Origin of the sequence: Pseudomonas sp. CFBP 13719, assembly GCF_014842095.1 — a bacterium.
Classification (GTDB): Bacteria; Pseudomonadota; Gammaproteobacteria; order Pseudomonadales; family Pseudomonadaceae; genus Aquipseudomonas.
Genome location: NZ_JACYVB010000003.1, coordinates 380739 through 393899, shown reverse-complemented (window position 1 = coordinate 393899; position 13161 = coordinate 380739). Strand labels below are relative to the sequence as shown.

The window sequence follows — 13161 nt, the reverse complement described above, 5'->3', positions numbered from 1 at the left end:
ATACTCCTGGTCAATCGACCGCAGCCGTGCGAGGCCGTTGTGAAGAAGGCGAGCTGGACAAGGCCAGACCAATCGTCCGTTCTGCCAGTTTGATTTTGAAAGCGTTCTGCGCAGTTGGGTTAGCGCCAGCCAGCAACTGTGCTGCTACGGCTTTAGCGCCGTTAGGCAGAAAAGCGTCGGCCGCTTCACTTCGCCAGGGCTTGTATGAGACACCCCCAAGGGCTAGTTGCCCCGTCCCATCGGGCAGCACGATCGCAGCGACTGAAACCAGCGCAAACGCATAAGACGCACGGTCACGAACCTTGTAGTAGATGTGCTCGCCGCCAACAGGCTTAGGCAAGGTCACAGCGGTAATCAGCTCGCCTGGCCCGAGGATGTTTTCGATATGAGGAGTGCTCCCGGGAGCACTGTAGAGGTGCTCGATCTCAATCGTTCTGACGTGGCCGTCTGAATTGAGTGTTTCTACCTTGGCGCCCAATGCGCGCATCGCCACCGCCATGTCGCTGGGATGGCTGGCAATGCAGGCATCGCTGACACCTATGACCGCTTGTTGCCGACTGGCACCGCCCATTGCAGAGCAGCCAGTTCCCGGGCGACGCTTGTTGCAAGGTTGATTAGTGTCGTAGAAATACGCACATCGAGTACGTTGCAACAGATTGCCTGCCGTCGTGGCTTTGTTGCGTAATTGTCCTGACGCGCCCGCTAGCAGCGCCCTCGACAGGACGGCATAGTCTCGACGCACCTCAGGCGCAGCCGCCAGATCGGTGTTGCGCACCATGGCGCCAATCCTTAGCCCGCCTTCCTTCGTGGCGGTAATCTTGTCGAGCGCCAAGCCGTTCACATCAATCAGGTGCTGCGGGGTCTCGATCTCCAGTTTCATCAGATCGAGCAAATTGGTACCACCGGCGATGAATCGGGCTCCCTCGTGGCTTACGCAAGCGTTAACCGCTTGCTGCATAGATGCGGCGCGTTCGTACGTGAAGGACTTCATGCCTCGCCTCCTGCTGATTCCAGGATGGCATCGACGATGTTGGAGTACGCACCGCAGCGGCAAATATTCCCACTCATGCGCTCCCGGATCTCGACGGCGCTGACGGTGCTCCCGGCGATCAAATCACTGCTGACGTGACTGGGTATGCCGGCTTTTATTTCTTCAAGCATCGCGACTGCCGAGCAGATCTGGCCAGGCGTGCAGTACCCGCACTGGTATCCGTCATGCTTGATGAACGCTGATTGCAATGGGTGCAGGTTGTCCGAAGTACCTAGGCCTTCAATGGTGGTGATGCTGTCGCCTTCGTGCATGACCGCAAGTGTCAGGCACGCGTTGATTCGTCGGCCCTCGACGATCACCGTACAGGCGCCGCACTGGCCGTGGTCACAGCCTTTCTTGCTGCCCGTCAGATGCAGCCTTTCTCGAAGGGCATCCAGAAGCGTGGTGCGGTTGTCGACATCCAGGGCGACTCGTCGCCCATTCAGGGTAAACGTGACATGGGTGACTGGCGGAGTTTGCGCTATTGATTTGATGTCGGCAGTGGCTTGGGCACTCTCGACCTTTGCTAAGACAGCAGTGACGGCGGTGCCTGCGGTGCCAATGAGCACTTGTCGGCGGGACATTTCTATTCCCGCTCTGGATGCGGTGGGATTTTCAGAGTTCATGAACGTCTCCATTCGCAATATGTGTGGCTGGAGCGGGTGGCTGTTAATGGCGATCCACGGGTGCACGTCTAATGTGGGAGCAATGTCTGGATGCAGTGCCGTAAATTTTTTCAGTATGGGAGCCTATGGCACTGCGTTCTGGCTGATAACTGCGATTTCAAGAATAAAACCATGAGTCGCGCTCAGCACTCAGCACTCAGCACTCAGCACTCAGCACTCAGCACTCTCAAGTTTTTTCTCGGCTAACGAATACATCACTGACCACCGGGACAGCCGTGAACACGTTCGGCCACCCGGCGTAGAACGCCAGCTGAGTCAACATTTCCGAGGCTTGAGCCTGCGTTAGTCCGTTATCCATCGCACGATTAAGGTGAGCGGCCAGCTGAGCCACTTGTCCCGTGGCGATCAGGGCGCTCACGGTAACCATGCTTCGATCACGTGGCGCCAGGCCTGGGCGTAACCACAAGTCGTGAAACAGAGAGGCACTGGTGTAGTGGACAAGACCCGCGGACACAGGCCCTACGTTCTTATCGACATACGCCGTACGAACCTTTTCGGAAGCCGGGTCGATAGGCAGCAGAGGAGGTGAGACAGGCGGCAATTGATCTGGCGTGATCCCGCGCCTGATGAACACCTCTTTGGTGACAAGAATCGTAGCGGTCGCGTTACCCCAGCCGGTGTAGAACGCCAGGTGGTTGATGACTTCGGAAATCTCCGAAGGCTTGACGCCATTGTCCAGTGCCAGATTCAGGTGATACGCCAACTCGACCGTCTGCTGCTTGGAAATCAGCACCGCAATCGTGACGAGGCTGCGATCACGGGGCGATAAGCCCGGGCGTTTCCACACCTCACCCAGCAGGGTGGTCTCGGTGTTGTGAGCCAGTGCGGGAGATACCGCACGCATGTCATCCAGTGTCGGCACTGCTGGAGAGCGATGTGTGGACATGGAGTCTGTGGTCGAGCACGCGGCCAGTAGCAGGGTGAGGCAGGCGACGCCTGCTTTTGCCCAGCTCATCGGGATGCCTCGTATTGCGCATCGCTGACCAACTCCATCCACTCCACGTTTTTCCCTTCGACGGCTTCCTGAATGGCCATATGAGTCATCCCCGTAGTCGCGGTAGCCCCATGCCAATGTTTGATGCCGGGCGGCGTCCAGATAACGTCGCCCGATTTGATAACGATCTTCTCACCGCCTACTTGCTGTACCCAACCGGTACCTGCCGTGACGATCAGCGTTTGTCCTTTCGGGTGGGTATGCCAGGCGGATCGTGCTCCATGCTGAAAGGTGACTGCGCCTGCGGAGACAGTCGATGGTGCGCGCGCCGCAAAGAGTGGATCGATGCGCGCGTTTCCAACGAAGTTGGTTGGCGCTCCCATCATCGAAGATTGTTCACCATTTCGGGTGACAGCCATGATCTGGTCTTTCGAGATATCGGCGCTATGAGCAGACACTGCCGTAGCTAACATTACGGCCAGCAAAGACGTTTTGATGATTCCTCTCATGGACAAGCTCCTGCTGAGTCGGCGGTCAGGTACACAAACTAGATCAGGATCCGCTTCTGCACTACTGGCCAAAACCAACATGATCCAATGAGCTGAACTCAGCAATCCTTCTTCATAGGGACGGCGTTCGGGACAGCCGCTCTATCTCGCCTTCCTCAGAAATTCATGAGCTCTACTCATCAGCACATCCCGCCTATGCCCAGTATTCGAGGGCTGTCTCAGTGATTAGCTTTAACACACTCGAATTTTTGACGTATATCAGCCACCGCTGACCGAAGCTGGGGAGGATTCAAGTGTGAGTACACGACTACTTCCAGGCATGGCATTGAGCACATTATTTATCTGCAGTGGCATCAGCACTGACGCCAAGAGCGCGGAAACGGTCGGCAGCTCGCAGCAAAAGGAGGTATCTATGAGGTGGGATCAGCGCGAGCTTGGCAGTATCGTCAAAGCAGACGATTTGCATATCTCAGTATTTAGAGAGGACATGGTGAACTACGGAACGCCCACCTTTATGTGGTGCGTTGCAGTGGAAGGTGACCTCTATGTGCGTGCTTACAATGGTGTTCAATCTCGTTGGTACCAGGCGGCAATTAAACAAAGGGCCGGTAGGATTAACACAGCCGGTAAGACGATCGACGTCAAGTTTGAACCGGTTAGCGGTGCCTTAAATGATCGTATCGACGACGCCTACCGAGCCAAGTACAGCACCAGCAGCTATCTCGCTCCTATGATTAGCGAGCGCTCGCGAGCGGCCACTGTTCGAATTTTGCCTGCAGGTGGTGCTCAGTGAGAGATATCGCATTGGCTGACCCTCGCTCCCGAGAAACTCAAACGGGAGATGAACCGCGGCACGGCATCCGTATTCTGTTGATCCTTAGCGCCTTGTTGGCCTTCGCGTCGATTTCTACCGACCTCTATTTGCCAGCAATGCCAATTATGGCGACCTCTTTACACACAGACGGCGGCACGATGGCGCTGACCGTGAGCGGCTACCTGGCTGGGTTCAGCGCAGGGCAACTGTTCTGGGGGCCGTTCAGTGACCGCTATGGCCGAAGGCTGCCTGTAGCGCTTGGCTGCTTGCTCTTCATCGCCGGATCCGCCGGCTGTGCGCTGGCCGGTGATGGCACCACCCTGGTCGTCTGGCGTGTGGTGCAGGCATTGGGAGCTTGCGCCAACGTGGTTCTTGCCCGCGCCATGGTGCGTGACCTTTATGAAGGCCGCCAAGCCGGCCAGAAAATGTCCACTTTGATGACCATCATGGCGGTCGCGCCACTGGCGGGCCCTACGGTCGGCGGGCAGATTTTGCAGCTGTTTTCCTGGCAAGCCATCTTCTGGACACTGGTAGTGCTGGGGGTGGCCACGCTAGCTAGCCTGGTACTTTTACCCGAAACCTTACCCGCCACCCGGCGCAGCCACACTTCGCTACAAACCATCATCCAGCGCTATGGATTGCTGCTGCGCACGCCCAGGTTTCTGGCCTACGTTGCCACTGGCGGGTTTTTCTACGCGGGTACTTTCGCCTACATCGCGGGCTCGCCCTTTGCGTACATCGCTTACCACCATGTTGATCCGCAGTGGTACGGCGCGCTGTTCGGCGCCGGCATCGTTGGGCTTATGGTCACCAATCAACTCAATGCTCGATTGCTCAATCGCTATGACGCCGACGCAGTGCTGTTTGTGGGCGGGATCATCTCGGCCAGTTCCGGAGCCTTGATCGCATTCACCACCTGGGCCGATTGGGGCGGACTGCCGCTGCTCATCTGTGGCTGTTTCGTGTTCGTCACCGCCACAGGCTTTGTTCTCGCCAACGCCATTACGGGGGCACTGAACTGCCTTCCCCAGTTTTCTGGCACTGCATCAGCACTCGCCGGCGCTATGCAGTACGGAGCCGGCATTTTGGGCTCAGCACTGGTGGCACGGTTTGCCGATGGCACTCCCTGGCCCATGGGCTCGGTCGTGGGCATGTGTGGCTTTGGCTGTCTGCTCGCCGCAGCCTGCGTGCTGTGGGCACGTCCTGTATCTGATCACCTTTAAAGTTGAGGATCTTCGATGAGTTTTTCATTTGAAAACCAAGTTGCACTGGTCACAGGTGCTGCCTCTGGAATTGGTTGGGCAACTGCCAACGCGTTCGCTGAGGCGGGAGCGGCTGTTGCCGTTGTAGACGTCAATGGCGAAGCCGCACAGGCCAAAGCTGAAGCGCTTGTTGCCGCCGGCCATAAGGCTATTGGCCTCTGCTGCGATGGTTGAGCAGCGTTTCCTCAAGCTATGTGAACGGGCAATCCATTTCTGTGGACGGCGGTTTCATCATGCGTTGACCTCCGAGCTTCGCCACGCCCACTTGTAGCAATTCAATGCCACGAGTGCCAACGCTCTCCCCAGTATCAAGGAAATGATCTATGCCAGAAATGAAGCTGTCCAGGACACCCCGTGCACTGCTTATCGCACTGGGCGTAATTACCTTGCTCCCAGGGGTGTTCATGCTCATTGCTGGCATCTATCTGATTACGTTGGGAGGCTCCTGGTACTTTGCCGTGGCAGGCTTGGGAATGACCGCATCCGGGGGACTTCTTTTACGTGGGCGTCTGTCAGGAGCGTCTCTTTATCTTGCCGTGTTCGTTGCGTCTATAGCATGGTCGGTATGGGACGTAGGTTTCGCATTTTGGCCGCTGTTTTCAAGGTTGATGGCGCTAGCTGCCTTGGCTTTCCTGATACTGCTAGGCACACCGAAGCTACTTTCTGGTGGCACGCCTTTTGTGGACAGGCTTTCATACGCTGGCGCGTTTGTTGTTGCTGTCGCGCTCGCGGGAACATTCTATGCAGCACTGCAGCCGCAGCCTATTCAGACTGCTGACGCTGCACCGAGTCCAGTCCCCGGTAAAGCGGTTGGCACCGTCGAACCTGCCGCCGACTGGCGGCACTTTGGGCGTACACCTTCCGGCACCCGGCACGCTGTTTTGGATACGCTCAACCCGCTGAACGTCGCTGACCTCAAGGTTGCCTGGACATACCGAACGGGCGAGATTCCTAAGGGGGCTAAAGAGGCCCATGTCGTGACGCCATTGCACGTCAACGGCATGCTGTACGGCTGCACTCAGTCCAGCCAGTTATTCGCCCTCGATGATGAGACGGGGAAGGAGATCTGGCGCCATGATCCCAAGGTTGAGGCCAACAACGTGTACCCACGCTGTCGTGGTGTGGGTTATCACGAGGACACCGCTGATGCAGCAGCGACGGACACCCAAGTGCCTGTGGCAGCTTGCGCGCGTCGGATCATCGCCACCACGGTGGATGCCCGCTTAATCGCGGTGGACTCTCAAACGGGTGAAGCCTGTAAAGGTTTTGGTGACAATGGCAGCGTCAGCTTGCGGATTGGCATGGGGAGCCCGGACAAGGAGCTCTATTTTCCGACCGCAGCACCCACCGTTGTCCGAGACCTGGTCGTAGTCGGTGGGCTTGTGTGGGACAACCAGAAAACGGGCGAGCCGTCCGGTGTCGTGCGTGCTTTCGATGTTCGATCCGGTGCGTTGGTCTGGGCATGGGACTTGGGTAACCCCGCAATTACCCGCGAGCCTCCAGAAGGGCAGAGCTATACGGCAGGTACTCCGAACGTGTGGTCGATACCAGCGTTTGACGATGAGTTGGGGTTGATCTATCTGCCAACGGGGAACGCGACGCCTGATTTCTGGGGCGGCCATAGATCTCCCGCCGATGACCAGTATTCGTCGTCCATCGTCGCACTTGACATCGCTACAGGCCGTGAGCGCTGGCACTTTCAGACCGTGCATCACGATCTATGGGACTATGACGTGCCCTCCCAGCCAGCCCTTTATGATGTTCCGGACGGCCATGGAGCTATGGTGCCGGCGTTGATCCAGACGACCAAGCGCGGGCAGATCTTCATGCTTGACCGGCGCACCGGTACTCCGATAGCCAGCGTTGAGGAGCGCCCTGTTCCTCAGGGGGGTGTACCGGATGATCGCAGTTCACCGACCCAGCCCTATTCAGTAGGCATGCCAGCAATCGGCACTGAGCCGCTCAGTGAAAAGCGCATGTGGGGCCTTACGCCGATAGATCAACTCATCTGCCGAATCGAGTTTCGTAAAGCACGCTATGAGGGCGAGTTCACGCCGCCCAGTGAGCGCCTGACGATTCAATACCCGAGCTGGCTGGGTGGTATGAATTGGGGTTCGGTTTCAATCGCTGAGAACCTCGGCTATCTGATTGTGAATGACACTCGGGTTGCCATCTGGAATCGCATGATCCCCCGCAAAGCCTACGACGAAGCAAGCGTAAAAAATGGTGGCCACGAGGGTAACGCTCCACAGGCAGGCACGCCCTGGGGTATCGAGATGGGGCGTTTCCTGTCGCCCTTGGGCATTCCTTGCCAGGAGCCACCCTATGGGACAATCAGCGCTATCGATTTGGCAACGCGCAAAGTCGCTTGGTCAACGCCGCTAGGAACAACTGAAGACACTGGTCCTCTGGGGATCGCCACACACTTGCCCATGCCTATCGGCATGCCCACACGTGGAGGGCCGATAACAACCTCTACAGGTCTGGTGTTCATTGCAGCGTCGCAAGACTTTTATATCCGCGCGTTTGACGTGCGCACCGGCAAGGAGTTGTGGAAAGGGCGCCTGCCTGTTGGCGCGGAAGCAACGCCGATGACTTACATCTCTCCGAAAAGCGGCAGGCAATTTCTGGTTATCAGCGCGGGCGGAAACTCTGCCACGACTTCAAAGGGGGATTACGTGGTGGCCTACGCACTGCCTCGATGATGCGCGAACCCTGCGCTACATGAACTGAGTGAGCCACACGCTCAGTTGGCAGCGCAGGCAAATACTTACCTAAACCCCGGCTGAAGTTGCAGCCGGCAGTGCGGAGTCTGGTAGATGAGTGATGCACACGGCAACAATGTTGATCGATCTAAAGAGGCCCTCGGTGGCCAGCTCAGCGAAAGGCGATCGCTGCTCAAGATAACCGCTGCATTGCTCGGTGCTTCCTTGATACCGGGTTTCTCAAGTCGCGCAATGGCCCAGCCCAATAACCTTAAGAACACCGGCGCATTGGGGGCGACTGGTCAAACTAGTCCATCAATGAGCCGGTTTGAGGCTCGGATTGAGGAGGTGCAAATTCTATTTGTTGATCTACAAGACGCACTGACGCAAGGAAGCCGGTCAGTCGCGCCAACAGCCCTGCGAACCAACGCGGGCGTCCTGGCAAAAATCGCACAGCTGCTGCACATTCCGATGACTTTTTCGCTTGTTCCCGTTAAAGGGAAGCCCGGCGAACTCATACCGGAGCTGCGGGCCTACTCCAATGCGCATAACACTTCCCAACGCCTGCTAGCTCCAAGCTTCACCGACAAGGCGATGGTTGCGAACTTGGCCAACAATAAGCGCAGTACGCTCATCATTTGCGGATTTGCGAGCGAGGTCGCTGTGTTGGAGTCAGCATTGGGGGCTATTGATGGGGGATACACAGTGCATATCCCGGTGGACGTCATTAGCAGCGCCTCCTCGCGCACGGAGTCTGCTGTATTGCGCCAGATGGAGCTGGCGGGTGCTGTAACCACATCGATCATCAGCCTGGCCGCGAAGTGGTCGCCCAACTTTTCTGAGGAGCCCGGGGCGTCGGTGCTGGCTGCCTTTTCAGAAATTCAAAACACTAATTAAATCGGAAGGCCAGTTTCGAGCCTTCCGAACGCGTCGGCATCGATGTTTAGTACGCGTTTTAGAGTCGGTCTCGTCATCACTCATGGCTTCGCGGAATCCCTTGATCGATTCGCCCACGTCAGAGCCTAAGCCTTTAAGTTTTTTGGTGCCAAACACCAGTACCACAACGATCAGTATTACAATCCAATGTTTCCAATCAAAAACACCCATTACGTAATCCTCAGGAGCTCGCTGCTGCAGGTCTGTTGCTGAAGACAAGTTTCACATCTCTGCCGCCCCCGTCGGGAGCGGGCCTTTTCGTAGGCGACCTACGCCATTTTTGGTAATGAGCCCACTATTTTGTCGAGAGTCATTGGGTAGTCGCGCAGCCTTACGCCGCTAGCGTTGTAGATCGCGTTGGCTATCGCCGCGCTGACGCCGCATAGACCTAACTCCCCAACGCCTTTAGCTTTCATCGGTGATGAGACCGGATCGGTCTCATCCAGGAAGATCACCTCTTGGTGAGGAATGTCGGCATGAACAGGGACTTCGTACCCAGCAAGGTCGTGGTTCACAAAAAAGCCCAGCCGCTTGTCTACAGCGAGCTCTTCCATTAGGGCCGCCCCAACACCCATGGTCATTGCGCCGATTACTTGGCTGCGCGCTGACTTTGGATTGAGTATCCTCCCGGCAGCGCAGACAGCGAGCATACGACGCACGCGCGTTTCACCGGTTGCAATATCAACTGCTACCTCAACGAAGTGAGCCCCAAAAGTGGACTGCTGATACTTTTTGCTCAGCTCAGCAAACTCGATAGTGTCCTCCGCCACCAATTCTCCGCCACGAGCGGCATCGCGCAATGGAATGCTTTTTCCGTTCGAGTGGACTGAGCCATCGCTGAAAACGGCATCCTCGTTGCTCAACCCCAACCGTTGAGCAACCGCCTCACGTAATTTCATACACGCCGCGTACACACCTGCCGTAGAGCAGTTGGCACCGAACTGACCGCCTGAGCCCGCTGATACGGGAAAGGCGGAATCCCCCAGCCGCACAACAACTTTGTCCAAAGAAATGCCAAGCATCTCTGCGGCGGTTTGACCAATGATCGTATAGCTTCCAGTGCCAATGTCCGTCATGTCCGTTTCAACTGTGACGATGCCCTGACCATTAAGTCTGACCCTGGCCCCGGACTTCACCAGGTTGTTGTTTCGGAATGCGACGCCCACCCCCATACCGATCAGCCAACGGCCCTCACGCAGGGAGCCCGGCGTTGAATGACGTTTGTTCCAGCCAAAGCGCTCGGCTCCGGTGCGCAGGCATTCGACCAAGTGACGTTGGGAAAACGGCCGCCGAGGGTCAGTGGGATCAACTTGTGTGTCGTTGGCGATACGAAACTCCACGGGATCCATGGCCAGTTTTTCCGCCATTTCGTCCATTGCGATTTCCAGAGCCATAAGACCAGGCGCTTCACCTGGGGCACGCATGGCGTTGCCTTCAGGAAGGTCGAGAGTGGACAAGCGCATCGATACAAGTCGGTTTTCACTTGCATATAGAAGTTTGCTTGGCTGCGCAGCGCGCTCGACCCTACCGTCAGGCAGATTACCTGACCAGCCTTCGTGAGCAATTGCCGAAATCCTTCCGTCGCGGCCAGCACCGATGCGTATACGTTGGATCGTGGCTGGGCGATGCGTAGTGTTGTTGATGATCAACGGTCTTTGCAGGGCGACCTTTACCGGTCTGCCAGCTATAAGTGAGCCAAGCGCTGCAAGCACTGCATCTGATCTTACAAAAAGCTTGCCGCCAAAACCTCCGCCTACATACGGCGAAATCAAACGTACTTTATTCTTTGGAACACCGAGCGTTGTCGCCACGTCGCTGACAGCCCAATCAATCATTTGATTGGACGTCCAAATGGTGAGCTCGTCGCCTTTCCACGATGCCATGGAGGAGAATGGCTCCATCATAGCGTGGGATTGATCCGGGGTTGTATAGGTCTCGTCCAGCTGAACGGCTGCCGCGGCAAATGCGCCTTCGAAATCGCCATGTACCACATCTGGCATCTGTTCTTTCTCTTCCACCCCTGAGCGGTATGAGCCAGCGAGGTCGAACACGCCGTTGGTACGAGCGTAATCAATCCTCACCAACTGGGCCGCTGCGCGGGCTTGCTCGAACGTTTCGGCAACCACCAACGCAACGGCTTGGTGATAGTGCTGAATGTCCGGGCCGCCAAGCAGGACTGCCGTATTGTATTGCCCTTTGCCGAGCTTCCCGGCATTAGCTGCAGTGACTACGCAAATAACCCCCGGCGCGGATTCTGCGTCACCCACAGACATGGACGAGATCCGGCCCTTGGCGATTGCGGATCCAACCACGACGCCATAGGCCTGATTGGGTACAGCCTGATGATATTCGTACGCGTAGGGCGCACGACCGGTTGTCTTGAGGGGGCCGTCAATCCTGTCAGTTGGCTTGCCAATGACCTTCAGTTGGTCGATCGGGTTGGTGCCTGCTGGGGTATCAAACTTCATGCTTGTTCCCTCGCCTGTGCCATCACCGAGGCCAGCGTGCGCTCGACCAGCGTGATTTTGAATGCGTTTTCGTGAGTCGGTGTAGCGCCGGACAGTAGTACTTCAGTCACCGCGCTTGCGCCCTTGGCCATAAGCGATTCTGCGCTTTCTAAACGCCAAGGTTTATGAGCTACGCCGCCAAGAGCGACTCGTCCGCTACCGTCTTTTTGTATCACCGCAGCAACCGAAACCAATGCGAAGGCGTAGGACGCTCGGTCACGCACCTTCTGATAAATATGGCTGCCTCCCAGCGGTGTTGGCAGTGTGACCGCGGTAATAAGCTCACCGGGGGAAAGAGTCGTTTCGATATTCGGTGTGTTTCCGGGAAGGCGATGGAGGTCTGCAATAGCGATGGTTCGGGTCGTACCGTCAGGGCGAACGGTCTCCACTTTGGCGTCCAGCAAACGCATCGCTACGGCCATATCGCTAGGGTGAGTAGCAATACAGGCCTGGCTGACGCCGATGATGCCCAACTGACGCGTCACCCCGCCAATAGCGGAACAACCGCTGCCAGGCTTTCGTTTGTTGCAGGCTTGATTGGTGTCGTAGAAATAGGGGCAGCGTGTACGTTGGAGCAGGTTGCCAGCGGTCGTTGCCATGTTGCGAAGCTGCCCCGAAGCGCCGGCCAGCAAAGCTCTCGACAGCACGCCGTAGTCCTTTCGAACTCGTGGATCGGTGGCTAATTCGGTGTTTCTAACCAACGCTCCAATCTTTAATCCGCCCTCTGGCGTGGGCTCGATTCGATCCAGGCTCAGCCCACTGAGATCAATAAGACTAAATGGCGTCTCAATCTCCAACTTCATCAGATCTAGCAGGTTAGTGCCTCCTGCAATGAACATGGCGCCACTTGTATTGGCAGCTTGGGCAGCAGCGTGAGCTGGCGACTGCGCGCGTACATAATTGAAAGGCATCATGCAGGCATCTCCGCAACTTCTGTCATGGCTTCGATGATGTTGGAATAGGCACCGCAGCGGCAGATGTTGCCGCTCATGCGCTCCTGGAACTCACGCGCGATCAGTTGTGGCGTTTCCATCAGGTTCGCTGTCACGTGGCTCGGTACGCCGCTACGGATTTCATCGAGGACAGCGACCGCAGAGCAAATCTGGCCTGGGGTGCAATACCCGCATTGGTAACCGTCATGTTTGATAAAAGCCGCCTGCATAGGGTGAAGACTTTCTGGTGAACCGAGACCCTCTACGGTGGTGACTTTGGAGCCCTCATGCATGACCGCCAAGCTCAGGCATGAATTGACGCGTCGGCCGTCTACGAGAACAGTGCAGGCACCGCATTGGCCATGGTCACACCCCTTCTTGGTGCCCGTCAGCATGAGGTGTTCCCTCAGCGCGTCGAGCAGAGAAGTGCGAGTATCCATGTTCAGCTGATGCTGGGTACCGTTGACTAACAACGATACGTCAGCAGTTACGGTACGGTTATTATTGGCCGCGAAGGCCTTGAGCGAAATGAAGGGGGGGAGGGCGATTGCGGCAGCGGTTACGCTGCCGATGATTAGAAACTTGCGTCGTGTGATCGACATCAGGTCATGGTCGGTCATTGAGCTCATCCTGCGCTATTGGAAAGGCCACTCTGCAGAGGTGAGTGGCGTCTACGGTGCTTGAAATCACGATCTCTAGGATGACCCACTTCAGACGTCTTTGACTTGGCCAAATAACGACATGGCCTTGTGTGTGGTATTCATGAATCGCCGCGGGGCACGAGTTCTGAAGCCTGTTGATCTGCTTCAAACCAAATGAATCTTGCCCCGCGCCAGGATTTTCTCC

The 13161-nt window shown here is 56.7% G+C and carries 12 protein-coding genes and 1 pseudogene; 5 read left to right on the top strand and 8 right to left on the bottom strand.

Annotation, left to right across the window (positions count from 1 at the left end):
* Positions 1-10: 10 nt before the first annotated feature.
* From IFT57_RS12155 to IFT57_RS12140, 4 genes are all read right to left on the bottom strand, one after another.
* Positions 11-991: an FAD binding domain-containing protein gene (locus IFT57_RS12155; RefSeq protein ID WP_192151540.1), complete on the bottom strand. Its 981-nt coding sequence runs from the start codon at positions 989-991 to the stop codon at positions 11-13.
* Complete coding sequence (gene paoA / locus IFT57_RS12150; RefSeq protein ID WP_192151539.1) at positions 988-1656, bottom strand: aldehyde dehydrogenase iron-sulfur subunit PaoA; 669 nt, start codon at positions 1654-1656, stop codon at positions 988-990. The genes IFT57_RS12155 and paoA (IFT57_RS12150) overlap by 4 nt, the downstream gene beginning before the upstream one ends.
* Positions 1657-1882: 226 nt before the next feature.
* Complete coding sequence (locus IFT57_RS12145; RefSeq protein WP_192151538.1) at positions 1883-2671, bottom strand: carboxymuconolactone decarboxylase family protein; 789 nt, start codon at positions 2669-2671, stop codon at positions 1883-1885.
* Positions 2668-3159 carry a (R)-mandelonitrile lyase gene (locus tag IFT57_RS12140; RefSeq protein WP_192151537.1) on the bottom strand — a complete coding sequence of 164 codons (492 nt, stop codon included), beginning with the start codon at positions 3157-3159 and terminating at the stop codon, positions 2668-2670. Before IFT57_RS12140 ends, IFT57_RS12145 begins: the two co-directional genes overlap by 4 nt.
* Before the next feature lie 295 nt (positions 3160-3454).
* Here IFT57_RS12140 and IFT57_RS12135 point away from each other — a divergent pair, with 295 nt between their 5' ends.
* From IFT57_RS12135 to IFT57_RS12115, 5 genes are all read left to right on the top strand, one after another.
* On the top strand, positions 3455-3952 hold the full coding sequence (locus tag IFT57_RS12135) for a DUF2255 family protein (protein ID WP_342030348.1): 498 nt from the start codon (positions 3455-3457) through the stop codon (positions 3950-3952).
* A complete protein-coding gene (locus IFT57_RS12130) occupies positions 3949-5196 on the top strand; it encodes a multidrug effflux MFS transporter (RefSeq protein ID WP_342030347.1) in 1248 nt (415 codons plus the stop codon). The genes IFT57_RS12135 and IFT57_RS12130 overlap by 4 nt, the downstream gene beginning before the upstream one ends.
* Positions 5197-5211: 15 nt before the next feature.
* Positions 5212-5409: an SDR family NAD(P)-dependent oxidoreductase gene (locus IFT57_RS12125; protein WP_192151536.1), complete on the top strand. Its 198-nt coding sequence runs from the start codon at positions 5212-5214 to the stop codon at positions 5407-5409.
* A gap of 149 nt (positions 5410-5558) precedes the next feature.
* Positions 5559-7940 carry a membrane-bound PQQ-dependent dehydrogenase, glucose/quinate/shikimate family gene (locus IFT57_RS12120; RefSeq protein WP_192151535.1) on the top strand — a complete coding sequence of 794 codons (2382 nt, stop codon included), beginning with the start codon at positions 5559-5561 and terminating at the stop codon, positions 7938-7940.
* A 114-nt stretch (positions 7941-8054) separates the two neighbouring features.
* Complete coding sequence (locus IFT57_RS12115) at positions 8055-8837, top strand: isochorismatase family protein (protein ID WP_192151534.1); 783 nt, start codon at positions 8055-8057, stop codon at positions 8835-8837.
* A gap of 54 nt (positions 8838-8891) precedes the next feature.
* Here the strand turns inward: IFT57_RS12115 and IFT57_RS12110 are convergent.
* The 4 genes and pseudogenes from IFT57_RS12110 to paoA (IFT57_RS12095) all read right to left on the bottom strand — a co-directional run.
* A pseudogene (locus IFT57_RS12110) lies at positions 8892-9047 on the bottom strand (twin-arginine translocase TatA/TatE family subunit); the annotation flags it as partial.
* 98 nt (positions 9048-9145) lie between these two features.
* The gene (paoC, locus tag IFT57_RS12105; RefSeq protein ID WP_192151533.1) at positions 9146-11344 is read right to left on the bottom strand and encodes an aldehyde oxidoreductase molybdenum-binding subunit PaoC; all 2199 of its coding nucleotides are present in this window, start codon (positions 11342-11344) and stop codon (positions 9146-9148) included.
* Positions 11341-12297, bottom strand: a complete 957-nt coding sequence (locus tag IFT57_RS12100) for an FAD binding domain-containing protein (RefSeq protein ID WP_122800864.1) — start codon at positions 12295-12297, stop codon at positions 11341-11343. The genes paoC and IFT57_RS12100 overlap by 4 nt, the downstream gene beginning before the upstream one ends.
* Positions 12294-12917 carry an aldehyde dehydrogenase iron-sulfur subunit PaoA gene (gene paoA, locus IFT57_RS12095; RefSeq protein ID WP_244657329.1) on the bottom strand — a complete coding sequence of 208 codons (624 nt, stop codon included), beginning with the start codon at positions 12915-12917 and terminating at the stop codon, positions 12294-12296. The genes IFT57_RS12100 and paoA (IFT57_RS12095) overlap by 4 nt, the downstream gene beginning before the upstream one ends.
* Between the last annotated feature and the right edge of the window lie 244 nt (positions 12918-13161).

Bases quoted from the DNA above. Each gene is read 5' to 3' on its own strand.
- paoC (WP_192151533.1), bottom strand. From the start codon at position 11,344: ATGAAGTTTGATACCCCAGCAGGCACCAACCCGATCGACCAACTGAAG.
- paoA (WP_244657329.1), bottom strand. From the start codon at position 12,917: ATGTCGATCACACGACGCAAGTTTCTAATCATCGGCAGCGTAACCGCT.
- IFT57_RS12145 (WP_192151538.1), bottom strand. From the start codon at position 2,671: ATGAGCTGGGCAAAAGCAGGCGTCGCCTGCCTCACCCTGCTACTGGCC.
- IFT57_RS12140 (WP_192151537.1), bottom strand. From the start codon at position 3,159: ATGAGAGGAATCATCAAAACGTCTTTGCTGGCCGTAATGTTAGCTACG.
- IFT57_RS12115 (WP_192151534.1), top strand. From the start codon at position 8,055: ATGAGTGATGCACACGGCAACAATGTTGATCGATCTAAAGAGGCCCTC.
- IFT57_RS12125 (WP_192151536.1), top strand. From the start codon at position 5,212: ATGAGTTTTTCATTTGAAAACCAAGTTGCACTGGTCACAGGTGCTGCC.
- IFT57_RS12155 (WP_192151540.1), bottom strand. From the start codon at position 991: ATGAAGTCCTTCACGTACGAACGCGCCGCATCTATGCAGCAAGCGGTT.
- paoA (WP_192151539.1), bottom strand. From the start codon at position 1,656: ATGAACTCTGAAAATCCCACCGCATCCAGAGCGGGAATAGAAATGTCC.
- IFT57_RS12120 (WP_192151535.1), top strand. From the start codon at position 5,559: ATGCCAGAAATGAAGCTGTCCAGGACACCCCGTGCACTGCTTATCGCA.
- IFT57_RS12100 (WP_122800864.1), bottom strand. From the start codon at position 12,297: ATGATGCCTTTCAATTATGTACGCGCGCAGTCGCCAGCTCACGCTGCT.